This is a genomic window from Nakamurella deserti, assembly GCF_003260015.1.
Taxonomy (GTDB): Bacteria; Actinomycetota; Actinomycetes; order Mycobacteriales; family Nakamurellaceae; genus Nakamurella; species Nakamurella deserti.
The window spans coordinates 1,128,795-1,151,291 of the sequence record NZ_QCXS01000002.1 but is presented as its reverse complement, the minus strand read 5'-3'; the positions used below and the strand labels follow the sequence as shown (position 1 = coordinate 1,151,291).

The window sequence follows — 22,497 nt, the reverse complement described above, 5'->3', positions numbered from 1 at the left end:
GACGGTGCCGCCCGCCGCGACCGCGGCCGGGCGGACGGCACCTGTGGATCAGCCCTCGAACACCGCGACCGTGCGGGCCGGCACGGTGACGCCGTCGGCGGACACCGTGGACTGCTTGACCACCGGATCGGCACCGGCCGCCTGCACGGCGCTCAGGGCCAGGTCACCGGCTCCGGCCACCGGCACCTCCTGGGCTGTCGACGACGCGTTGAACACCACCACGATGCGATCCCGGGCGGGGTCGACATCGCGTCCGACGGTGTCGTCGATGACCATCACGATGAGTCCGGCCGTCTGATCGGGACCACCGGACGGGAACGAGACCTTCTGCCCGATCAACGCGGCCGATCCGAGGCGGAACAGCGGCGAGGAGAACCGCAGCCGCAGCAGGTCCTGGGCGCCGGCGGTGGCCGCCGCCATGTCCGCCGGAGCCGGCTTCAACGCCGGATCGGCCAGCAGCGGTGCCATGAACGGCCACTTGGCCTCGTTGTCCGGCCGGGGCGGCAGACCCGAGCCGAAGGTGTTCTGCTGACCGGTCCAGTCGATGCGGTTGAACCAGTCGCCACTGTCGTAGCTGTTGCGGTCCAACGACTTCGAGCGCAGCAGGTCGGCCCCGGCGTGCCAGAGCATCGGGCCCTGGCCCAACGCGGTGGTCGACAACGACAGGGTGTTCATCCGCACCCGGTCGGCCATCGTGGTGCCCACCGGCAGCTTCAGCGTCAGTGCGTCGAACAGCGTCTCGTTGTCGTGCGCGTCGACGTAGGTGATCACCTCCGACGGGTCCGCGGTGTACCCCACCGGCGCCGATCCCTCCGCGCCGTAGGGGATGTCGCCGCCGGTGACGGTCGCCCCGGTCCGGTCGACCAGCCGGTAGTCCCGGAGATTGCCGGTCAGGCCGACCTTGATCCAGTCCTGGTACTGCAACAGGGTCTGGCGGGCGGTGTCCCCGGCGTTGGCGGGAAGGGCGTTCGGATCGGTGAACAGGCCCGAGCCGAAGCCCTGGACCCGCGGGTCCTCGTCGAACGGGCCGCCACCGCGCACGCCGTCCCGGAGCCGGTCGTTGAAGGTGCCAATGCCGGTACCGGCCATGTTGAGCTGGGTGGCCTGCTCGAACCGCGCGTTGTCGGCCACTTCACCGAAGTTCCAGCCCTCGCCGTAGACGTAGACCGTGCGGCCGTCCACACCGTTCTTGCGCACGGTGAGCTTGTCCAGCGCGGCCCGCAGCTTCTGCAGTGTGGCCTTGCTGTGGTGACCCATCAGGTCGAAGCGGAAACCGTCAACCTTGTACTGCACCGCCCAGGTGAGCACCGAGTCGATCAGCAGCTTCTCCATCATGGCGTGCTCGGAGGCGGTGTTGGCGCAACAGGTGGAGGTCTCCAGTGCGCCGGTCGCCGACAGCCGCTGGTAGTAGCCGGGAACCACCTTGTCGAGCACCGACGTGGGATCCTGGCCCGACGACGCGGTGTGGTTGTAGACCACGTCCATCACCACCCGCAGGCCGGCCTCGTTGAGCCCGGCCACCATCTGCCGGAACTCCCGGGTCCGTCCGGGCCCCTCGGGGTCGGTCGCGTACGAGCCCTCAGGGGTCGTGTAGTGGAACGGGTCGTAGCCCCAGTTGAACGCGTCCGCACCGGCGACGGCGCTGACGCAGTCCTGCTGTGCGGTACCGGCCGGGTCGGCCGCCGACAGCGCCGCCAGGTCACAGGCGGGAGTCTGCTGCGCCGCACGGTTCTCGGGAATGGTGGCGATGTCGAACGCAGGCAGCAGGTGCACGGTGTTCAGGCCCGCGTCCGCCAGCTGCGCGAGGTGGGTCATGCCCGCGGACTCCGGGTGCGTGAAGGCGAGGTAGGTGCCGCGCTCGGCCGCCGGCACCGTGGTGTCGGAGATGGAGAAGTCCCGGATGTGCAGCTCGTAGATGCTCGAGTCCTCGGGTTGGGCGAGCGCGGGCTTGCGCAGGTCGTTCCACCCCGCCGGCTGCAGCGCCGGGCCGGCCAGGTCGGCCACCACCGAGCGCCTCGAGTCGGTGGTGAGCGCGACGCTGTAGGGATCGGTCACCGTCGTGGTCTGCACCTGACCGGCGGACGGCACGTACACCGTGACGTCGTAGGCGTAGGCGGCGCCGACGAAGCGAGGTGCCAACGCCTGGGACGACCAGACCCCCTGCGAATCCCGGAACATCGGCAGGACCACCTCGCCCTCCGGGCCCACCGGGTCGATGCGCAGCGACACGGTCTTGGCGGTCGGGGCCCACACCTTCATCGACGGCATGCTGAACCGCAGGGACCCGAAGCGCAGCGTGAGGAACGAGACGCCGAGCGTCGCCGAGGTGGCTCCCCGGTAGAGGTCGTCCAGCACCCCGGGGGTCTGGACGCCGGTGGCGTCCACGAGCCGGCCGAGGTCGTCGAACGCGGCCACCGCCATCTGCCCGCCGAGGATCTCCTGCAGCAGCCGGCGGTCGCCGGCGTCGCTGTCCCGCAGGCGGAGCGCGTCGTACCCGGCCAGCTGCGGCCAGGCGGCCGCCGTGTCGGCCGGCAGCCCGGCGGGGTCGAGCGTCAGCGGGACGCTGTCACCTCCGGTCACCGCCTCGGCGTCCAACCCGAGGCCGCCCTCCGGCGCGGCGTAGAGCCGGAAGCTCCACCCGGCCGCCTCGGCCGGCAGGTCCCAGGCCACCAGGCCCCGCTGGACCCACTGCGCCCGGGCGGTCGACAGGTCGGCGGCGGTCGACGCTCCACTGGTCACCGTCAGAGCATGACTGACGGAGTCGTAGGTGAAGCGGGTCACGGCGCCCGCGGGAACGGTGAACGGGATGTTGTCCCCGCCGGCGGTGCCGCCGGCACCGTAGTTCTCGTCGAAGCTGAGGCCGACGGTCGCCTTCGTCTCGTAGCTGCCGGCCGGGATGGACGCGGTGGCGAAGGTGTAGATGCCGTCACCGTCGACGTCCTGCAACCAGCTGCGCAGGCACTCCGGCGACCAGTCCGCCGCACAACCCAGCTCGGACTGGAACGAGCCGACGGCGGTGACCACGGGGGTCGGCGGGGAGGCGGTGATCCAGTGCGTGCCGTGGTCGTACCAGAAGGTGATCTCGGTCGCGCCCTCGGCCACCGTGACCGAGATGTTGCCCCCGTTGAAAGCTCCACCTGCGCCGTAGTTCTCGGTCCAGGCATCGTCGATCGCGGCCTTGTACTGGTAGTCACCGGCCGGGAGGGTGAACGTCCCCGACCACACACCGTCGTCGCGCAGGGTCAGGTGCGCCGCCGCGCACGACGGCTCCCAGTCGGACGCGCAACCCATCTCGGTGTTCAGCGTGCCGGCGACCGTCACGCTGCCGGGCTGCTCGACCGGCCCGCCGGGCTCACCGGGATCGACCGGCGGCGGCGCGGGATCACCGACGACGGCCGAGGTGGCCGCCACCGACAGGTGGCCGGCGTTGTCCTCGAGCACGGCGCGGTACTCGACCACGGTGCCCTTCGCCAGGCCACGGACGTCGTGGAACACCCGGTAGGGCGCGTTGTCGTCGGTACCCAGAGCGGTCCAGGCGTCGGTGCCCGCGGGCCGCCAGGCGAGCGACACCTGATTGAAGCCACCGGCGGGCACCGCGACGCCGACCTCGGCGCGGCCGCCGACGGTGCTGCCCGGCACGTTGCGGAAGGTCATCTCCGGTGCGGCCGCGGACGCCGGGATGGGGGCGGTGCCCTGCCAGACGGCGACCGACAGCGGCGGCACGGTGACGGTCACCCTGCCTTCGTCGTCACTGGTCAGGCCGGCGGCGCCCGCCGGGTACAGACCGGCGAACGTGCCGTCCGGGGTGAAGGTGTCGAAGGTCGCGGTGGCGGGCGCCTCGGAGTTGTTGGCGGCCACGACGTACTCGACCTGCTCGGTGGCATCGATCCGGCTGAACGCGTAGATGCCGGCGTCGTCGGAGGAGTAGCGGTGGATCTGGGCACCGTCGGCCAGCGTGGGGTGCGCCGCACGCAGCGCGGACGCCTGCTTGATGTGCTGGAACACCGGGTTGTCGGTGCCGAAGTTGTCGACCGCGGTGGTGGCGTCGGTGCCGATGAGGTCGTCGTCGTTGTAGGTGGCCACCTGGCTGGGGAACATGTCCTGCCGGGCGTCCTGGTCGCCGCCGTCGCCGACGAAACCCTGCTCGTCGCCGTAGTAGACGACCGGCTGACCGCGCGTGAGGTACATCAGGGAGTGCGCCAGTTGGTCGCGGGCCAGCAGCTCCTCCGGTCCGACCGGGTCGGCCTCGGTGCCGGCGCTCTTCAGGAAGTAACCGATGCGTCCCATGTCGTGGTTGCCGAGGAAGGTCGGGGTCGAGTACACGTTGGAGTTCGCGTCGGTGTAGTAGTCGTCGTCGGCGAACAGGTCCCGCAGGACGTTGGTGGACCGCCCGTTGGCGAAGTTCTTCGCCTGCTCCTGGAAGCCGAAGTCCAGCGTGGCCTGGAGGTCGCCCTCCGTGGTGTACCGCGACATGTCGACCGGGTCGGTGTCGTACACCTCCCCGAACATGAAGAACTTGTCCTTGCCCACGGCGGCGGCGGCTTCGCGCATGGCCGGGGCGAACTTCTGCCAGAACTCGATGTTGACGTGCTTGACGGTGTCGATGCGGAAACCGTCGATGCCGAACTCGGCCCAGTACCGGTAGGTCTCGATGAGGTTGTCGGTGACCTCGGGGTTCTCGGTGAACAGGTCGTCCAGACCGACGAAGTCACCGTAGATGTCGCTCTCGCCGCCGTCGAAGGCCGCGTTGCCGCGGTTGTGGTAGTACGTCGGGTCGTTCAACCAGGCGGGCACCTTGACGGTCGCGTCCGCGGGGGTCGGGAACGTCGGCACGTAGGGGAACGACACAGCGGGATCCAGCGCCGGGAAGGTGTCGCCGCCGGCGTAGTCACGGTCGTCGAAGACGGTGCCCGTCGCGTCCTCGTAGGGCGCCTCCGCCTTGGTGATGTACTCGCTGGGCGTGGAGATGACGTCGGCTGTGTGGTTGGCGATGATGTCGAAGAACACCTTCATGCCACGGGCGTGGGCGGCGTCGATGAGACCCGTGAGGTCCTCGTTGGTGCCCAGGTGCGGATCGATCTGGGTGAAGTCGGTGATCCAGTAGCCGTGGTAGCCGGCGCTGATGCCGTCTCCCTCCCCCTGGACGGGCTTGTTCTTGAAGGACGGCGTCATCCACACCGAGGTGATGCCGAGTTCCTTGAGATAGTCGAGTTTCGCGGTGATGCCGTTGATGTCGCCACCGTGGTAGAAGCCCTTGGCGGTGGGGTCGAAGCCCGTCACCAGGCGCTCGTCGCCGGCCGGCGTGCCGGGCGGGATGTCGTAGCCGCCGGTGTCGTTGGCCGGGTCGGAGTTGGCGAACCGGTCGGCCATCACGAAGTAGAACTGCTCGCGGCTCAGGTCGTCGCGGAGGCTGGCAGCGGCCAGGTCGGCATCGGAGTCCTGGAGTCCGGGCTGCTGCTCGGTGGGGGTAATCGACACCAGGTGCGAGGTGTGATCGAAGGCGAACGTGATCGCCGTCGGCTGCTCCAGGACGACCGGGATGTTGTCCTGTCCGTTCTCGACGCCGCCGGGTCCGTAGCTGAGGTCCCAGCTGTCGTCGAGGGCGACCTTGAACTCCCACGCCCCGGCCGGCAGCTCGAACGACGCGCTCGACGTGCCGTCGCCGTTGTCGGTCAGGTCGGCGGCGTCACAGGACGGGGCCCAGTCGGCCTCACAGCCGAGCTCGCTCTGGAAACTGCCGGCGAGGGTGGCCGACACGGTGGCCGCGGTCGGTTCCGGCGCGGCCGACGCGGGCAACGGACCGGCCAGCGACGCGGTGAGCGTCAGCGCGGTGACGGCGGCAAGGCCACGTCGTCGGCGTCGTCCCCGTCCGACTCCGGGCTGTCCGAGGGCAGGGACGACCGACATACACACGCTCCCGACGCTGGGTGGTGGGCGAAACACCTGTGACGCTAACCACAAGCCGGGGGTGGGGCAATTCCGGCGGACGCGACCGCACCGTCACCGTGGGCGGCCGTCGGCGCCCGAACGGTGAGGCCGACCCGCTGAACGGACGAATCGGACAGGCGCCACCCGTCACCGGAGCGACGACATCATGGGTCGCGACATGTCGGGCGACCCGGAGGACCGCCCGGTCGCGGGCGGACGCCGCGGCAACGATGCGGGCGCCCCGGGGGCGGGAACGGGCGCCGGTCCGTCACCCGGTCGCGGGCGGACGCCGCGTCGACGGTGCGGGCACCCCGCTGCCGTCCCCGGGCCGCGACGCACCCCGCACCGGGCCCGCGTCGTTCCCGGCGGTGCCGTGCCGGCCGGGCTGGTGGCTGCGCGCCCGGACGTCGGCGCGGGGCGGCCGCGGCGTGCGCGGCTCCGCGGGCGCGACGCCCTCGGGTGGGGACGGCAGCGTCCCGGTCAGGCACACCTCCTCGGCGAGATCGGCGACCTTGCGGTTGAGCGCCTGGCTGACCTCCCCCAGCGCGTCGAACGCCTGCTCCTCGGTCCACTGGTGCCGGGCCATCAGGATCCCGACACTGACCCCGATCCGACGGTTGCTGGCCAGCGCGCGGGTGAGGTTCTGCGCGCGCTGCCGCTGGCGGAGCCCGGCCAGGGTGATGTCCGCCGACGCCACCGCGATCGGCAGCACCTCCACGGCCGCGCCGTCGAACGCGTCGCTGATGTCCCCGTAGAGACTGAGCGAGGCGTCCTTCCCGCGTACGCCCCGCAACGGCACCGACAGCACCGACCGCACGCGCAGCTGGGCCGCGACCGACGCGGCGAACCGCGGCCACCGCGGATCCCGGGTCGCGTCGGAGACCACGACCGGCTGGCGGCGGTCCATCGCCTGCAGCGTCGGCCCCTCGCCGAGGTGGAACTGCACCGCGTCGGCCAGCCAACCGGGCTCACCGGTCGAGGCGACGGTCTGCGGGCGGACGCGGCGCTTGCGCTCCCCGAGGGTGGCCCATCGCGCGCCGGGGACGATGCCGACGAGGACCTCGAGCGTCTCGACCAACTGGTCGCCCGCCTCCTCCGCGGGGACCGCCACCAGAGTGGTCAGCGCCGCGAGCTGGTCGGCGAGGCGGTCGCCGCTGCCGGTGGTGGGCGCGCTCACGAGCTCACCCGCTGCGGCGAGGGGGTGCCGGTATCGGCACGCGGACACGGGGTGACGGGGGACGAGAACTCGGACATGGCACGCCCTCGGGACGACAGGGTGCGTCTGCATGACCGACGGACAGTCGGTGGAGCGGACACTGCGGGGGCATCTGGTTGAACCCGGTGCGAAATCTACCCGGGGCCGGGTCCGGGTCAAACAGCAACCGGATGCACCACCGGGCCGCGGCGCCAGGCGCGACACGGCGCCCCGGGTGCGGCCCGCACCGGGGCTCTCGTGGACACTGGACCGCGTCAGCGTGGCGGCGCGTGACCGGCACGGCTCCCCGTGGTCCCGGCATCCGGTCGACCGGGCCCGCCGCACGAACAGGAGGAACCCGATGCCGGTGCCCGAGCGGCGGCCGCTCCGTCCCCGATTGATCGGTCTCGCCCTGAGTGGCGTCCTGGTGGTGCCGTCGGTGGCCGCCTGCGGCAGCTCGGGCGACGACGACGAGCAGACCGCCTACTGCGTGGACGCCAACAACCAGGTGGTCGACGACTCCAACTGCGACGAGCGCAACGGCTACGGCGGCGGCTTCTTCTTCCTGTTCCTGGCCACCGGCGGGTTCGGGCGCGGTTCCTACATCCCCACCACCGGCGGCACCCGGATCAACCCGGCCGACTCCGCCGCGCGGGTCAGGGCGGGCCTGCCCGGTACCGGCAAGGCCGCCGGGACGACCATCCGGTCCGGCGGCATCGGCAAGGGCTCCGGCGGCGCCACCGGGTCGGGTGGCTGATGCGCCGTCACGAGGACGGGGTGCTGCGCCCGGGCTGGGAGGCGCAGATCGCAAGTGACGGGCTCGTCTACAACGAGACGCTCACCGGTCGTGGTGCGACCTCCTACTGGCGGGAGGCGCAGTACTACTCGCTCACCACCGCCGAGACCGAGCTGCTGGCCGCCACGGCGAACACGCTGCTGGGACGGATGCTGGTGGACGCCGGCGACCACATCATCGAGCACCGGCTGTACGACAAGCTGGCGATCCCGGCGTGGGCGGTGCCGGCCATCGAGAAGTCGTGGGCGGAGGAGTCGCCGAGCGTCTACGGCCGGCTCGACCTGCGGTTCGGGCAGCCTCCCGGGGGCCCGGCCGACCCGAGCCTGGCGGTGCCCACGCTGCTGGAGTTCAACGCCGACACCCCGACGAGTCTCGTGGAGTCAGCGGTCGTGCAGTGGAACTGGCTGCTCGGCAACGCGGCGGCGGCACACCGTGACCAGTGGAACAACATCTACGACGCGCTCGTCCAGGCCTGGCGCCGCAACCTCACGTCGTTCGAGAAACGCTCCGGCCGCCGGATCCGGACGGTGCACTTCGCCTGGAGTTCACTCGACGAGTCCGGCGAGGACAGGTTCACCGTGCTGTGCATGGCCGACGCCGCCCGGGAGGCCGGCTACGAGGTCGCCTTCCTGCACACCGAGGACATCAAGGTGGCCCAGAGCAGCGAACTCGTCCCGCTGAACGGCATCGCCGTGCACCCCGGGCGCATCCTCGACCAGGACAGCAGCGGGATCGACGTCATCTTCAAGCTGTACCCGTGGGAGAACCTGGCTCACGACCCGTTCGGGAAGACGGTGCTGTGGAACGCCGTCCAGCCGGATGGCACCGTCTGGATCCAGCCGCCGTACTCGATGCTGTGGAGCAACAAGGGAGTCCTGGCGGTGCTGTGGGAGCTCTTCGGGGACGACCCGGAGCTCTCCCGATTCCTGCTCCCGACCTACTTCGCCGGTGAGGAGCCGGCCGGGTTCCGCAGTTTCGCCGAGAAGCCGCTGCTGTCCCGGGAGGGCGCCAACGTCCGGCTCGTCCGTGACGGTGTCACCATCGCCTCCCGCGGCGGGCCGTACGGCAGCGAGGGTTCGGTCCGCCAGCTGCTGGCCCCGCTGCCCGACTTCGCCGGCGTCGACGGTCCGCACCACCCCGTCCTCGGGGTCTGGTTGGTCGACGGCGAGGCCGCCGGCCTCGGTATCCGCGAGAGCGACGGGCTCATCACCGACAACCTCAGCTGCTTCGCGCCGCACTGCATCATCGACACCCCGCCCTCCGGCTGAACAGGACCACCTGATGACCATCGACACCGTTCCGACGTGGGGCGACTACGGCTTCGCGGCGCTCAAGGTGGTGCTGTTCGTGGCACTGCTGGTGGCGTTGTGGGAACTGGTCAACGCGCTCACCCGGTTCGACGACGAAAAGGAGCTCTTCGACCGCGGCAACCTCCCCTACGCACTGGTGCGGGTGGCGATCGTGCTGGCGCAGGCGATCGCGACGGTGCCGTTGCTGGGGGTCACCGACGGTGGGTGGAACGACGTGGGGGCGCTGCTGGGCTGGGGCGCGGCGATCGTCGTGGTGCTGGTGGGGCTCAACTTCGTCGTCGATGCGCTCGTCCGGCACCCCGGCGGGCTGGCCGCGCTGGACCGGGCCTCGGTCTCCTCGGCGGTGGTCAAGGCGGGCATGTACCTCGCGGCCGGATTGGTGCTGCACGCCGCCCTGAGCGGCTCGGCGCCGTCTCTCGGGCAGGCGATCGCGTCCACCGCGGTGTTCGCCGTCCTCGGCCTGGTCGCCCTGGTCCTGGCCTACCGGCTGCTCGGACTGGTGCTGCCGCTCGGCCGGCGCCGGGGGGCCACGCCGCCGCTGGCCGGCGCCATCGTCTCCGCCGGCGTGCTGATCGGGCTGGGACTGGTGCTGCGCAGTGCCATCGCCGGGGATTTCAGCGGTTGGGGCAGCGGACTCCTCGGTTTCGCGGTGACCTTCGTGGCCGGGTTCCTCGGGCTCGTCGTCGTGGTGCTGCTCGTCGACCTGGTCCTCATCCGCAGTCGTCGGCTGCGCCAGATCGTCGCCCAGGACGAGGTCCTGCCGGCGGTGGTGATGAGTGCTCTGGTGGTCGCCGTGGCGCTCGGCGCCAGCACGGTGGTCGTGGTCTGATCGCGCGACGACACGGCGACACGACGACACGGCGAGCCGATGTCCCGGCCGGGCCGGTACGGCGGGGCCGCCGTCCGGGTGCCGTGACGCCGTTCCGACGACGGATCGGCCTCCGCCCGTGCACCGCGACGCCCGACGGGGTAGAGACTCCTCAGCCGTGGACGGCCGGTGTGACCGCCTGCCGATGCCGTCCGGGAACGCCGCGACCCGACGGAGCTCTGTGAGCGGGACACCACCCGGCCTGTCACGTCCGGCAGGCCGACGCCGGATGCCTCCCGCAGTGGCCGAACTCCTCCGCTACGGCGGCGTCGCGGGTGTGGCGTTCGTGGCGGACACGGGGCTGTTGCTGTGGCTCAGCGGGCGTCTGGGGCATCTGCCCGCGGCCGCCGTGGGATTCCTGGCCGGTCTGGCCATCACCACCGTGCTCAGCGGGCGGTTCGCGTTCCGCGGACCGCGGATCGGCTCACCGGTGCTGCGCCACCTGCTCTCGGCGGCGATCGGTGTCGTGGGCCTGCTCCTCCTGTGGGCGATGCTGTGGCTGTTGGTGGACGTCCGGGGTGTGCCGTTGCTTCCTGCCAAGCTCGTGGCCACCGGTGTCGTCTTCGCGTGGAACTTCCTGGCCCGCCGCGCCCTGTTCGCCGGCGCGAGCGCCGCCAGCATCGACGACGACGGCACCGCGGGTGCCGCCGGTGGTCGTGACCGTGACAGTGACCGCCGGGACGGGGGCCTCACCTCGAGCGTCGTCTGAGGTGTTCCGTCCCACCATCTGTCGGCCGCCGACCGGCCACAAACGGGTTCCGGCGGGTCTTCTCGCCGGGCGACTCCCCCCACGGGACGACGGACACCGATGACCCGGTGCCGCACGCCGCCCGCGACCGTCACCACGCCCCCGGGGTCGCCGAGATTCTCGCCGGGGGCCGCTCCGAGTGCGGGTCGGCTGGGTATGGGGACGGTATCGACGACATCGGACCGGGGTGTCTCTGCTTCCAGTGCACCCCGGAGATGCAATGACCCACGACCAGTCCGACGTCACCCCCGCCGTCCGTCCCGACGCCGACATCCGGCCGACCACCCCGCCCGGCGCACCGGCGCGGGTGGGCATCATCGGCGCGGGCCCGGCGGGACTCACCGCCGCCCATGAACTCGCCGTCGCGGGGATGCCCGCCGTCGTCCTCGAGGCCTCCGACACCGTCGGCGGCATCAGCCGCACGGTCGAGCGGGACGGCTGGCGGTTCGACATCGGCGGCCACCGCTTCTTCACCAAAGTGCCTGCTGTCGAGCGTTTCTGGCAGCACATCCTGCCGGACGGCGAGTTCCTGCTGCGCCCCCGGATGAGCCGGATCTACTACAACGGGCGGTTGTTCGACTATCCGCTGAAGCCGCTGAACGCGCTGGGCAACCTGGGCCTGCTGGAGGCCGTGCGCTGTGTCGCGTCCTACGTGCACGTACGGATCCGGCCGCCGGCCGACCAGTCGCACTTCGAGGGATGGGTGGCCGCGCGGTTCGGCTGGCGGCTGTACCGCACGTTCTTCAAGACCTACACCGAGAAGGTCTGGGGCGTCCCGGCGACGACCATCCAGGCCGACTGGGCGGCGCAGCGGATCAAGAACCTGTCGCTGCTCGGCGCCATCCGCAACGCCGTCCTGCCCCGGCGCAGCGAGCGCGAGATCACCACGCTGATCAGCGAGTTCCGCTATCCCAAGCTCGGTCCCGGGATGATGTGGGAAGCCGCCCGCGACCGGGTGCGCGAGCTCGGCGTCGAGGTGAGGATGCAGGCCCCGGTCACCCGGATCGAACGCGGCCCGGCGGGAGTCACGGCCCTGCACACCACTACCGCCGACGCCGACGGAACGTCCGGCGAGGACCGCATCCCGGTGTCGGAGGTCATCTCCTCGATGCCGCTGAGCGAGCTGGTGTCGTCGATGTCGCCCCCCGCGCCGGAGGCCGTCCGGCAGGCCGCCGACGATCTCCGGTACCGCGATTTCCTGACCGTGGCGCTGGTGGTGCCCGAGGAGTTCAGCTTCCCGGACAACTGGATCTACATCCACGACCCGCAGGTGTCCGTCGGTCGCATCCAGAATTTCGGGTCGTGGTCGCCGTACCTGGTCAAGGACGGCCGTACCTGCCTGGGGCTGGAGTACTTCGTGACCGAGGGAGACGCACTGTGGACCAGTGACGACGACGACCTGATCCGGCTGGCGCAGCAAGAACTGGCCCGCCTCGGACTGGTGCCGGCCGGCTCCGTGGAGACCGGCTACGTGGTCCGCCAGCCGAAGGCCTATCCCGTCTACGACGACACCTACCAGCGCAACGTCGAGATCATCCGCGGCTGGATCGGAACCGCCGTGCCGAACGTGCACCCGGTTGGGCGCAACGGCATGCACCGCTACAACAACGCCGACCACAGCATGCTGACCGCGATGTTGACGGTGGAGAACATCGGCGGTGCGACGCCGCCGCACGACATCTGGTCGGTCAACGTGGAGCAGGACTACCACGAGGAGGACGGCCGATCCGCGGGCGCCGCGTCCGACGGGGCGGCCGGGACCGGTCGCGCCGCCCCGGTGCTGCCCCGTCCGGCCGTACCGGCGGCCCGGACCGGGACGGCGTCCGCGACGGAACCGGCGTCCCCCGCTCAGCCGGCCCGCGGGCCGGGGAACCTGATGACGTCCTCGTTCTCGAAGAAGTAGCCGTCCGAGTGCTGCACGACGGTCGACGTCCCCCGCAGCGCGGTCAGCGCGTCGGCGAAGCGCTCGCAGGAGTCGGCGAACGTGAGGTAACCGGAGTCGGTGACCAGCCACACCCGTCCGGCGACCTGACGGTCGACCTGCTGCGCGACACCCGTCGGGGACGCGGCGTCGTTGCGCTGGGCGTAGTCGACCCAGTCGACCAGCCGGGGGCCGGCAAGGGACGGATAGACGTACTGCGGTACGTCCGTGGGCAGCAGCCGGCTCACGGACGGACCCAGCTGGTCGGGGCAGTAGACCACGGCATCGCCCGGCTGCAGGCTGTCCGTCAGCAGGCTCGCCGTCACGCCCGCCTGGGTGCGGCGGTCGGTCAGCGCCCCGGTCACGGCGGCGGCGATCCCGAGCACCGCGACGAGAGTCAGCACGGCGCCTCGCGCTCGGGGCCGCAGGCGCTGCAGGCCCAGGGCCACCGCCAGCAGCATCGGCGGCACGAACACCACCGTGTACCGGACGGCGTAACCGGCACCGACCAGCCGGCTGGCCAGGACGGCGGCCACCAGAGCGCCCAGCGAACACAGCAGCAGCACCCCCGCGGTCCCCGGGCGGCCGCCCCGCCGCAACCCGAGCCGGCGGCCCGCGGTGACCTCGGACGGGACGGTCGCCACGGCGGCGGTGGCCAGCAGGACCACGGCGAGCACCACACCGGCGACCGTCGTGCCGCCGGCCCAGACCGGCACGGTGGTCAGGATCTCCCGCAGCCCGGGCGGGGGCGCCCAGGGTGTGCCGGTGTGACGCAGCTGGAACAGGAAACCGGCGGTCCACGGCAGGAACAGCGCCGCACCGGCGACCTCGGCCGCGAGCAGTCGACGGGCGGCACTCCGGGCCGGGCCCCGCACCGCGCGCACGGCGAGCACGGCACCGACCGCCCCCAGCACGAAGAACGACCAGTAGTGGGTCAGCATCAGCAGCCCGCTGAGCACCGCGACCGGGAGCAGCCGCGCGACCGTGGGGCGCAGGGCCGCCCGCCGCAGCGCGAGGACGCCGAGCAGCACCCACAGCGCGAGCAGCGCGTACATCCGGGTCTCGGTCGCGTACCGGATGAGGAACGGGTTGGTGGCCACCAGCACCACCAGCACGGCGCCGGTCGATCGCCCACCGAACAGTCGGCCCACCCGGAACGCGACCGGGATCGCCACCAGGGCCAGCACCGTCGACAGCGCGCGGACCGCCGTGGCACCGGACCCGAAGATGCCGATCCAGCCGTGCAGGATCAGGTAGTACAGCGGCGGGGACCCGTCGTGGCGCAGGGCGTCCAGCAGCTCGGGGACGGGAAGTGAGGCGATGTTGACCGACAGCGCCTCGTCCAGCCACAGCGGTGACGGGCTGGTCGACCGCAGCAGGCAACCGATGACCACCAGCAGCGACAGGAGTGCCGGAATGGGCCGGGCGAGCCGCGGGCGCCCCGCCCCGCGGGAGCCGGTGGCACTGGGGGCACTCACCACGTGGGCCCGCCGGCGCGCCCGGGCGGACACGTCGTGACCGGCGGGCGCCGGTACGCACGGGTGGCGCAGGTGTCCTGGGACGGGTTCACCCGACTCCCCTGGCGGCCTGTCCTGGTGTCCTTCGTCGTCGCACGGCTGCTGATCGCACTGGGGTTCGTCGCCTCCCACCTCGTCACCGGTCCGGTACGGCGCGCCGATCTGCTCGGTTGGGACGCCGCCTGGTACCTCGACATTGCCCAGCACGGCTACGCGGGCATCGCGGTCGAGGGAAGACGATTCTTCCCGGTGCTGCCCGGTATCGCCCGTGGGCTGGGGTGGCCGCTCGGCGGCGACCTGGGTGCCGCCCTCGTCCTGCAGAGCAACGTGGCCGCTCTCGGTTACGCGTTGCTGGTGCACCGGGTCGCCCTGTCCGCCGGGTTCTCCCGGGCGGTCGCCGACCGGTTGCCCTGGATCGTCGCGCTGTCCCCCGCCGGGTTCGTCCTGGTCATGGGGTACGCGGAGGGCGTGTTCGGCATCCTGGTGTGCACGGTGCTGCTCGCCGTGCGCTCCCGACGGTGGTGGCCGGTGATCGTGGCGGGACTGGTGGCGGGGGCGCTGCGGCCGACCGGCATCGTGTTGACCCTGCCGATCCTCCTCGAAGCCCTCCGCGGTGTACGGGAGGCGGGCGCCGGTGAACGCCTCCGCCGCGCCACGGCCGTCCTCGCTCCGGCCGCCGGCATGGCCGCGTACCTGGTGTGGTCCTGGCGGACGTTCGGGGATCTGCTCGGGCCCCTCACCGCCCAGACCGTTCCCGGGCTGCGCGGCGGCCTGACGGTGAACCCGCTGGGCACGGTGGCCCACGGGGTGTCGTCGCTGTTCGCCGGCGACCTCCGGGAAGCGGCACCGCTGGTGCACCTGTGCTGGGTGGTGGCGGCGGTGACGGTGCTCGTGCTCGCCCGCCCCGTGCTGCCGACGTCGTGGTGGGCGTTCGCGGTGGCCACCGTTCTGCTCGGGATGACCGCCCGTAACTTCAACTCCTTCGAGCGGTACGCCGCGTCCGCGGTGCCGCTGCTGATCGGGGTGGCGTGGTTGCTGCAGCACCGGCGGCTGCGTCGCGCCTCCATGGTCGTCGCGCCGCTGGCCGTGGTCGGCTACAGCTTCACCACGTTCCTGCACGCCTACATCCCCTGACCGGCGGCGGGATTGGAAGCTCCGGCGCAGTGGGTACAGCCCCGACATCGCCGAGCCCGTCGGCACTCCCGACAGGCCCGCCCCGGTGTGAAACCTTGCGCACCGCTGCTCCACCACGCCCGGACGCCGGCATCGGTGCCGCCGTGGAACCGACACCCCGGAGGAACACCATGGTCACGCCGGACACGCCGGACGTCATCGCCGACGACCGCGACCGCACCATCCCCGACCACGACCGCGGGGCGGCGGATGCCCGGGCCGTCCACAGCCGCAGCGCCGACGCCGGGGGGCGGCAGGCCCCACGCACCTCCGGACGGGCCCACCCGGTCCACACCGCGGCCGTCCGGGACGCGGACGCACGGTCGGTGGTGCGGCACCCGGTGGCGGCCGCACGGTCCGGTGGTGTCGTCCGTCCCGCACGGGCCGGGGTACCCGCCGTGGCCGGCGGGACGCCGTGGGCCGGTCCGCGGACCGGGGGCACACCCGGAGTCGGGTTCCGCAGGGTCCCCGGCGAACCCGGGCTCCCGCACACCTCGCGCACGGCGGCCTCCCGATGACGACTCCGCTGGCCCCCGGCTGCGCGTCGACGGTGGACGACACCCCGGTGTCGGCGCAGGTCAGCCGGGAGCTGACGGAGACCGCGGCGACGGTGTTCGGCTGGGACGAACTGCGGCCCGACCAGTTGCGTGCGATGGAACAGTTGATGGCCGGCCGGGACGTCCTGGCGGTGCTGCCGACCGGGGCCGGGAAGTCGGCGATCTATCAGGTCCCCGCCGTCCTGATCGACGGCCTGACGGTGGTGGTGTCGCCGCTCCTGGCGTTGCAGCACGACCAGATCGAAGGGCTGGCCGCGAGTTCGGCACCGGCCGCCGTCGCGATCAACTCGGCACAGCGGGTCGCGGAGCGCGACGCCGCCTGGTCGGCCGTCCGGGACGGGTCGGCGAAGTACCTCTTCGTCTCGCCCGAACAGCTGGCCCGTGACGACGTGACCGACGCCCTCGCGACCCTCGGGGTCGGACTCCTCGTGGTGGACGAGGCGCACTGCGTGTCCGCCTGGGGCCACGACTTCCGCCCGGAGTACCTGCGGCTGGGCGGGGTCGTCGAGCGGCTCGGGCGCCCGCGCGTGGTGGCGCTGACCGCGAGCGCCGCACCACCGGTACGGGACGACATCGAGGCCCGGCTCGGCCTGCGGGACCCCTGCCGGGTCGTCGCCGGATTCGATCGGCCGGAGCTCCGGTTGACCGTCGACCGCACCGCGGACGACGACCGGAAGCGGCTGGCGGTCGTGGAGCGTGTCCGGGAGCTCGCCGCCGGCCGACCGCACCGGGGCCTCGTCTACACCGCGAGCCGCCGTGACACCGAGTACTACGCCGCCGAGCTGACGGTGCACGGGCTGTCGGCGGCCGCGTACCACGCCGGTCTGCGCGCGACGCAGCGCCGCCGGGTCCACGAGGACTTCCTCGCCGGGAAGATCGACATCGTGGTCGCCACCTCGGCGTTCGGGATGGGGATCGACGTGCCCGACGTGCGGTTCGTCGTCCACGCCGCGGTCCCGGAATCCCTGGACACGTACTACCAGCAGATCGGCCGGGCCGGTCGGGACGGCGATCCCGCCGAGGTGGATCTCTGGTACCGCCCGGAGGACCTGCATCTTCAGACCTTCCTCACCGCCTCCCGACTCCCGGAGGACGCGATCCGCGAGATCGCCGGCGTGCTGCGGGGTTCCGCGACGCCGGTCACCCCCACGGAGCTGGGTCGGCGCATCGACGCCGGCCCGGCTCGGCGCACCCGGGCGCTCAACCTCCTCGAACAGGTCGGCGCCGTGGCCTCGGACGGAACGGCGGTCGACTGGATCGACCCGGATCTGGACACCCGGACCGCGCTGGAACGGTGCCGGGAGGCCGCGGACGCGCACCAGCAGCTGATCCGGTCCCGGGTCGAGATGATGCGCGGTTTCGCCGAGACCACGGGTTGTCGGCGCCAGTTCCTGCTCGGCTACTTCGGTGAGCAACTCACCGAGCCCTGCGGCAACTGCGACACCTGCGCAGCGGGTACCGCCTGTCGGCACCCGGACGCGGACGGCCCGACCGCGGTCAACAGTCCTGTGCGGCACCCGCGGTGGGGACACGGCGTCGTGATGTCGGTCGAGCCGGACCGGTTGACCGTGCTGTTCGACGACGTCGGCTACCGCACCCTGGACGCCGAGGCCGTACGCACCCACGGCCTGCTGATCGCCGACGACGGTGTCACCGGTCACCGGAACGCAGCCTGACCGCGACGGACGGGGCATGCTGGACCGGGTGAGCACCGTCGACGCCCTCTTCGGCCGGATCCCACGGGGATGGTCGTCCATGACCTATCGGGGCCGGCGGTACGGCGTCTCCAGGACGTGGGCGGCGGGCGGCCGGGTGCAGAAGCTGTACGCCGAGGAACTCGGCGGCACCGACGTCATCAGCGCCAACCTCTACGACGGCGACCGCCTGCAACCCTGCGAGATGCCGGCGGCGAAGGTGCTGGCCTTCGTCGCCGACGCGGTCGCGGACCCGGCGGGACCGGTCGATCCCGGCACCACGCCGGAGGCACCGTCCCCCGCACGCACCGCCGGCTGACCGATACTGGCGGGTGCCCACGACCCGGAGGTTCCCGTGCAGTTGCCCCCTGCCCTTCTCGCCCTGCTCCGTGGGTCGAGCCCCTGCTACGTCGCGACGCTGATGCCCGACGGCGCACCACAACTGACGCAGACCTGGGTCGACACCGACGGCGAGAACGTCCTCGTCAACACGGTGGTCGGATACCAGAAGGACCGCAACGTCGCCCGTGACCCCCGGGTGGCCGTGACGGTGTCCGATCCGGCGGACCCGTCGCGCTACTTCGAGGTGCGCGGGCGCGTCGTGCGGACGACCACCGACGGCGGTGCCGATCACATCGAGGCGCTGGCGCAGCGCTACACCGGCCGCCCGTACCCGTGGTACGGCGGCCGGGACCAGCAACGGCTCATCCTGACCATCGCCGCGGACAAGATCCAGGGGACGGGCTGACCCGGACGTCCGGCGACGGGGGAACGGCGGCCCGGGCGTCGGTGTTCGGTTCCGTCGCCGCCGCCTACGATCGGCTGCGCCCCGGGTATCCGGACGCGGCGGTCGACTGGCTGCTCGATCCGGCCGCGCGCACCGTGGCCGAGATCGCCGCGGGCACCGGCAAGCTCACCGATTCACTGGTCGCCCGGCGGCTGACGGTGGTGGCGGTCGAGCCGGACGCCGCGATGCTGGCGGTGCTGCGGCGGCGGCACCCGACGGTCACCGCCCACCGGGCGCCGGCCGAGCAACTGCCGTTGGCCGACGCCAGCGTCGACGCCGTCGTGGTGGCGCAGGCCTGGCACTGGTTCGACCCCGTGAGGGCCTGGTCGGAAGTGCGTCGGATCCTCCGGCCGGGCGGCCGGCTGGGTCTCATCGGCCACATCCCGACGCCGACGCAACCCTGGGAGCACGAGCTCGCCGCGATGGACCTGTCGCGTCCGGCACCGGTGGACCCGCACGCCGGACCGGAGCCGGACGCGCCGGGACCGGCCGGCGTCCGGACCGAGACCGCGTCGTTCCCGTGGGTCCGCCGGATCACCCCCGACGACCTGGCCGAGCTGTACGGCACCTACTCCGCGTACGCGGTCCTGCCGCCCGCCGAACGTCGGCGGCGGCTGATGGCACTGGCCGCGGTCGCCCGCGCCGAAGCACACCGCCGCGGGACCGCCACGGTGCCCCTCACCTCCCTGGTCCGCGTCGATCGGGTGTACCCGGACTGAGGCCCGTCCGCCGGCGGTCGACTCCGGGTCGACGTGACAGCGGCGGCGTCGGGGTCGAGCGGTGGCACCGGCGGTGGCGGTAGCGGTCAGGGCGGCGGCACGCTCGCCTACACCGGCGAGCCGGTGGGCCGGCTGATCCCGATCGGCCTGCTGCTGCTCCTGGCGGGCGCCGGGTTGCTGGTGCTCCCCGGCCGGGTGCGCAGGCGGCGCTCCGGCTCCTGAGCGGGACGGAAGGCCCGGCCGACCGACGGCCGGGCCTTCCGCACGTCCGGCCTGTCGGTCGGATCACAGCCGGTCGGTGCGCGCACCGCGATGGACGCTGGGTACCCACCTCTGAGACGGGGCCGACACGCTCCGGGCCGATCGAACCCCGACGGTCGTCCTGACGGGACGCGCCGCAGCCGCCGGCGCCTCTCCGTGGAGGTGCCCCCATGCCCCGCCTGTTCTGGGATCACGCCGGTCACGGCGAGCCGCTGGTGCTGCTCCACGGCATCGGCAGCACCCACGCCGACTTCACCGCCCTGCGCCCCGCCCTCGACGACCGGTACGCGGTCTTCGCACCGGACCTCCCGGGGCAGGGAGCGTCCCCCGCCGTGACCGGTGTCCCCTCGGTGGCCGCGCTCGCCGATGCGATCGAGGCGGACCTCGACGATCTGGGGCTGCACCGGGTGCACCTAGTGGGCAACTCCCTCGGCGGGCGCATCGCGCTGGAGCTCGCGGCTCGCGGCCGCGCCCTGTCGGTGGTGGCCATCGCCCCCTCCGGGCTCGGCCTGCCGCCCGAGAGGCTCTACGAGGGAGCGCTTCTGGGTGGTACCCGGATGGTGCTGCGATCCAGCCGGCGGCTGATCGAACCGGCGTCCCGGTCCCGGTGGGGTCGCACGGTCCTCCTGACGGGTCTGCGGTCCATGCCGTGGCGCGCCAGTCGCCCCGAGGCTCTGGCGCTGCGCGACGGGATCGCCGGCGCCGGCGATTTCTGGCGGCTGCTCTGGCACGCCGTCCTGAGCGACGTCCCGACCGACCTGCGGATCCCCGACATCCCCGTCGTGCTCGCGCAGGGCACCGCCGATGTGCTCGCCGGCGGGCAGACACCACGGTTCCGGGTGCTGATCCCCACGGCCCGGTTCACCCCGCTGTTCGGCGCCGGACACGCACCGCAGTCCGACCGGCCGGCGGCGATCCTGGCGCTCGTCGACGGAGCCGTCGCCGCAGCGCGGGCAGCCGGGACCCGGTCGGCACCGGAGCCGCTCGGAGCCGTCCGCGGCGCGCCGAGGGGAGACTGACGAGGATCCGTACCGCGGGTGACGACCTCGACGCGACGCCGTCCGCGCGTGGAACCATGACCATCGGGTGGCTCGCGGTGCCGCGCCGCCCCTACACCTGGCTGTCGCCCCGTCTGCCGTGGTGGCCGAACTCCAGGCGGGCGACGGTCTCGTCTCCGTCCCTCTCACCGGTCGGCTCGAAGCCGAGTCCACGGTAGAACGGCTCGGGTCCACCGGGTCCGGACGCCCAGGACACCAACAACGCGGTGTGTCCGCGGGCGGCGAGGCCGTCGACCACGCGCGCGACGACCTGTCGGCCGATGCCCCGTCGCTGGTGGCTGCGGTCGACGAGCAGCCGCCACAGGTAGGGAACCGGAGTGCCGGCGTCGGCTTCGGCCAGCATCACGAAGCCGACGACAGCCCCGTCGGCGACGACGGCGCGGTACCACGGCACCACCGGTCGGCCGTCGCGCTCACCGGGGATCAGCGCCTGGGCGAGTCAGGCGTCCACCGGGGCGACGAACGCACGCTGGAAGCGGAACGTCTCGAGCCGCCGGACCTCGGCCAGACGATCCGCCGTGAGGGGCACCAGATCGACCTCCGTCGGCGGTGACGTCGTCCGGTTCAGCCAGGCCGTGCGGTCCTCCCGCAACAGGGCGAACCGCAGGTCGTCGGCCCATGCGCCACGGACCGGCGCGGCCCGCCGGGCCAGACCCTCGTAACGGAAGCCCAGCGGCTCGACGACCCGCAGCGATGCGTGGTTGGCGGGGTCCACGGTCGCCAGGATCCGGTGCACCGTGGTGCCGGCGAAGACGGCGTCGATCAGGGCGGTGGCGGCTTCGGTGGCGTAACCCCGGCCCTGGTGCTCGACCGCCAGTGAGTAGCCGAGCACGGCGATCGCGCCCGTGCTGTCGATGCCGACGGCCGCGTCGCCGACGACCGTGCCGTCAGCGGTCTCGAGGCCGATCTGCAACCACCGTCCGGGAACGAGATCGTCGACATCGTCCTGCTTCTCGAGCAACGCGACCGCGTCGGTCAGCGCGAACGGGAGATCCCAGTCCTGGTGGAGGGCGACGGCGGGATCGTTGCGGTACGCGGCCAGGACCGCCGCGTCGGTGGAGCGCATGACCCGCAGGAGCAGGCGGGAGGTGTGCAGAGGCAGGACCGGCATCGGGTCAGTCAATCCGACCACCGCAGGTCCCGCAGCTGGTTTTCAGGACGCCGGTCCACCCTGGCGGCCGGGCGGACGCATCGTGGCGACGGACCGCCCGAGGGACTGCCGGGATCGTGACGACCCCGGCAGCTCCCGGGCGACGACCGTCAGTGCGAGTTCTGCCGAGCGCCGCGTCCACGCAGCAGCAGGATGCCACCGGCCGCCGCGACGACGCCGAGACCGAGCAGCCAACCGGCTGCCGGGTCGACACCGTCGGCCGCGTCCCCGCCGGTGCCGGCGGGCACCGCGGTCGGGCTGCCGCCGGTGGCGTCCAGGACGTCCTGCGACATCTCCAGGTGGTGCGTCGCGACGGGCAGGTACTCGGTGGCGTACTGGATGACCGCCTGTTCGCTGCCGCTGCTGATCTCGGTGTTGGTCGACGCGACGCTCTTGGTGTGACCGGCCACCTGAATCTGGGCGTAGAGCTGGTCGAAGGCGGCGCCGGACGCCGCTTCCAGTTGGGCCGCCTGCGCCTTCTGTTCCGCGCTCGGCTCGGTGGGAACCGGGATCCCGACCTGCTGAGCCACGGCGGTCGCCTTCGCCAGCGCCGCCGTGTGGTCGGCGATGGTCATGTCGGCCAGCTCCTGCACACCCGGGTCGTCGGACTTGGACAGCGCGAGGTTGCCGATGGTGACCTCGGCCAGGCTGGTCTGGATGTTGGACGTCAGGTAGGTGGTGTCCTGGGTCGACGGGGCGGCGGCGAGGGCGGCGCCGGGCAGAGCGACGAGGGCGGCGGCGGTGAACAGACCCACCCACCAGCCGCGGGAGGTCGGGCGCGTGGTTCGGGGCGCCGGTATCGATCGTGCGGTCAC

The 22,497-nt window shown here is 72.4% G+C and carries 18 protein-coding genes; 12 read left to right on the top strand and 6 right to left on the bottom strand.

All coding sequences use genetic code 11. From position 1 onward, the window contains the following. Positions 1-48: 48 nt before the first annotated feature. Together pulA and DB033_RS05380 are read right to left on the bottom strand one after the other, a co-directional pair. Positions 49-5,907, bottom strand: coding sequence for a pullulanase-type alpha-1,6-glucosidase (gene pulA, locus DB033_RS05385; RefSeq protein WP_111765779.1), 5,859 nt, complete (start codon positions 5,905-5,907; stop codon positions 49-51). A 289-nt stretch (positions 5,908-6,196) separates the two neighbouring features. Further along, the gene (locus DB033_RS05380; RefSeq protein ID WP_170315476.1) at positions 6,197-7,105 is read right to left on the bottom strand and encodes a GAF and ANTAR domain-containing protein; all 909 of its coding nucleotides are present in this window, start codon (positions 7,103-7,105) and stop codon (positions 6,197-6,199) included. Positions 7,106-7,484: 379 nt separating this feature from the next. Here DB033_RS05380 and DB033_RS05375 point away from each other — a divergent pair, with 379 nt between their 5' ends. From DB033_RS05375 to DB033_RS05355, 5 genes are all read left to right on the top strand, one after another. Continuing rightward, entirely contained in the window at positions 7,485-7,880 is a 396-nt protein-coding gene (locus DB033_RS05375) for a hypothetical protein (protein ID WP_111765777.1), read from the top strand. Further along, positions 7,880-9,187, top strand: coding sequence for a glutathionylspermidine synthase family protein (locus DB033_RS05370; RefSeq protein WP_111765776.1), 1,308 nt, complete (start codon positions 7,880-7,882; stop codon positions 9,185-9,187). The genes DB033_RS05375 and DB033_RS05370 overlap by 1 nt, the downstream gene beginning before the upstream one ends. A 13-nt stretch (positions 9,188-9,200) precedes the next feature. Further along, the gene (locus tag DB033_RS05365) at positions 9,201-10,058 is read left to right on the top strand and encodes a DUF350 domain-containing protein (protein ID WP_111765775.1); all 858 of its coding nucleotides are present in this window, start codon (positions 9,201-9,203) and stop codon (positions 10,056-10,058) included. Positions 10,059-10,326: 268 nt separating this feature from the next. After that, the gene (locus DB033_RS05360; RefSeq protein WP_157970518.1) at positions 10,327-10,806 is read left to right on the top strand and encodes a GtrA family protein; all 480 of its coding nucleotides are present in this window, start codon (positions 10,327-10,329) and stop codon (positions 10,804-10,806) included. A 259-nt stretch (positions 10,807-11,065) separates the two neighbouring features. Further along, positions 11,066-12,748 (top strand): NAD(P)/FAD-dependent oxidoreductase, encoded by a 1,683-nt coding sequence (locus DB033_RS05355; protein ID WP_111765773.1) that lies wholly within the window; start codon positions 11,066-11,068, stop codon positions 12,746-12,748. Here DB033_RS05355 and DB033_RS20540 read toward each other — a convergent pair. Next, positions 12,694-14,244 carry a glycosyltransferase family 39 protein gene (locus DB033_RS20540; RefSeq protein ID WP_157970517.1) on the bottom strand — a complete coding sequence of 517 codons (1,551 nt, stop codon included), beginning with the start codon at positions 14,242-14,244 and terminating at the stop codon, positions 12,694-12,696. The genes DB033_RS05355 and DB033_RS20540 overlap by 55 nt on opposite strands. A 36-nt stretch (positions 14,245-14,280) precedes the next feature. On the opposite strand from DB033_RS20540, the gene DB033_RS20535 reads away from it, so the two are divergent. From DB033_RS20535 to DB033_RS05310, 7 genes are all read left to right on the top strand, one after another. After that, positions 14,281-15,417 carry a hypothetical protein gene (locus DB033_RS20535; protein WP_157970516.1) on the top strand — a complete coding sequence of 379 codons (1,137 nt, stop codon included), beginning with the start codon at positions 14,281-14,283 and terminating at the stop codon, positions 15,415-15,417. A 553-nt stretch (positions 15,418-15,970) separates the two neighbouring features. Beyond that, positions 15,971-17,689: a RecQ family ATP-dependent DNA helicase gene (locus DB033_RS05335; protein ID WP_111765769.1), complete on the top strand. Its 1,719-nt coding sequence runs from the start codon at positions 15,971-15,973 to the stop codon at positions 17,687-17,689. Between the two features lie 79 nt (positions 17,690-17,768). Further along, positions 17,769-18,026 (top strand): hypothetical protein, encoded by a 258-nt coding sequence (locus DB033_RS05330; protein ID WP_157970515.1) that lies wholly within the window; start codon positions 17,769-17,771, stop codon positions 18,024-18,026. A 36-nt stretch (positions 18,027-18,062) separates the two neighbouring features. After that, positions 18,063-18,455 carry a TIGR03618 family F420-dependent PPOX class oxidoreductase gene (locus tag DB033_RS05325; protein WP_111765767.1) on the top strand — a complete coding sequence of 131 codons (393 nt, stop codon included), beginning with the start codon at positions 18,063-18,065 and terminating at the stop codon, positions 18,453-18,455. 41 nt (positions 18,456-18,496) lie between these two features. Next, positions 18,497-19,213, top strand: coding sequence for a class I SAM-dependent methyltransferase (locus tag DB033_RS05320; RefSeq protein ID WP_205843659.1), 717 nt, complete (start codon positions 18,497-18,499; stop codon positions 19,211-19,213). A gap of 33 nt (positions 19,214-19,246) precedes the next feature. Beyond that, complete coding sequence (locus DB033_RS05315; RefSeq protein WP_111765766.1) at positions 19,247-19,435, top strand: hypothetical protein; 189 nt, start codon at positions 19,247-19,249, stop codon at positions 19,433-19,435. A gap of 209 nt (positions 19,436-19,644) precedes the next feature. Then, a complete protein-coding gene (locus tag DB033_RS05310) occupies positions 19,645-20,493 on the top strand; it encodes an alpha/beta fold hydrolase (RefSeq protein ID WP_111765765.1) in 849 nt (282 codons plus the stop codon). 91 nt (positions 20,494-20,584) lie between these two features. Here the strand turns inward: DB033_RS05310 and DB033_RS05305 are convergent, their stop codons facing one another. From DB033_RS05305 to DB033_RS05295, 3 genes are all read right to left on the bottom strand, one after another. Next, entirely contained in the window at positions 20,585-20,929 is a 345-nt protein-coding gene (locus DB033_RS05305; protein WP_111765764.1) for a GNAT family N-acetyltransferase, read from the bottom strand. 42 nt (positions 20,930-20,971) lie between these two features. Next, entirely contained in the window at positions 20,972-21,643 is a 672-nt protein-coding gene (locus tag DB033_RS05300; protein ID WP_111765763.1) for a GNAT family N-acetyltransferase, read from the bottom strand. 149 nt (positions 21,644-21,792) lie between these two features. After that, the gene (locus tag DB033_RS05295) at positions 21,793-22,497 is read right to left on the bottom strand and encodes a DUF4142 domain-containing protein (RefSeq protein WP_111765762.1); all 705 of its coding nucleotides are present in this window, start codon (positions 22,495-22,497) and stop codon (positions 21,793-21,795) included.

Coding starts and splice junctions, on each gene's coding strand:
- DB033_RS05360 (WP_157970518.1), top strand. CDS start 10,327: ATGCCTCCCGCAGTGGCCGAACTCCTCCGCTACGGCGGCGTCGCGGGT.
- DB033_RS05335 (WP_111765769.1), top strand. CDS start 15,971: ATGACGACTCCGCTGGCCCCCGGCTGCGCGTCGACGGTGGACGACACC.
- pulA (WP_111765779.1), bottom strand. CDS start 5,907: ATGTCGGTCGTCCCTGCCCTCGGACAGCCCGGAGTCGGACGGGGACGA.
- DB033_RS05300 (WP_111765763.1), bottom strand. CDS start 21,643: ATGCCGGTCCTGCCTCTGCACACCTCCCGCCTGCTCCTGCGGGTCATG.
- DB033_RS05310 (WP_111765765.1), top strand. CDS start 19,645: ATGCCCCGCCTGTTCTGGGATCACGCCGGTCACGGCGAGCCGCTGGTG.
- DB033_RS05355 (WP_111765773.1), top strand. CDS start 11,066: ATGACCCACGACCAGTCCGACGTCACCCCCGCCGTCCGTCCCGACGCC.
- DB033_RS05375 (WP_111765777.1), top strand. CDS start 7,485: ATGCCGGTGCCCGAGCGGCGGCCGCTCCGTCCCCGATTGATCGGTCTC.
- DB033_RS05330 (WP_157970515.1), top strand. CDS start 17,769: ATGACCTATCGGGGCCGGCGGTACGGCGTCTCCAGGACGTGGGCGGCG.
- DB033_RS05370 (WP_111765776.1), top strand. CDS start 7,880: ATGCGCCGTCACGAGGACGGGGTGCTGCGCCCGGGCTGGGAGGCGCAG.
- DB033_RS05365 (WP_111765775.1), top strand. CDS start 9,201: ATGACCATCGACACCGTTCCGACGTGGGGCGACTACGGCTTCGCGGCG.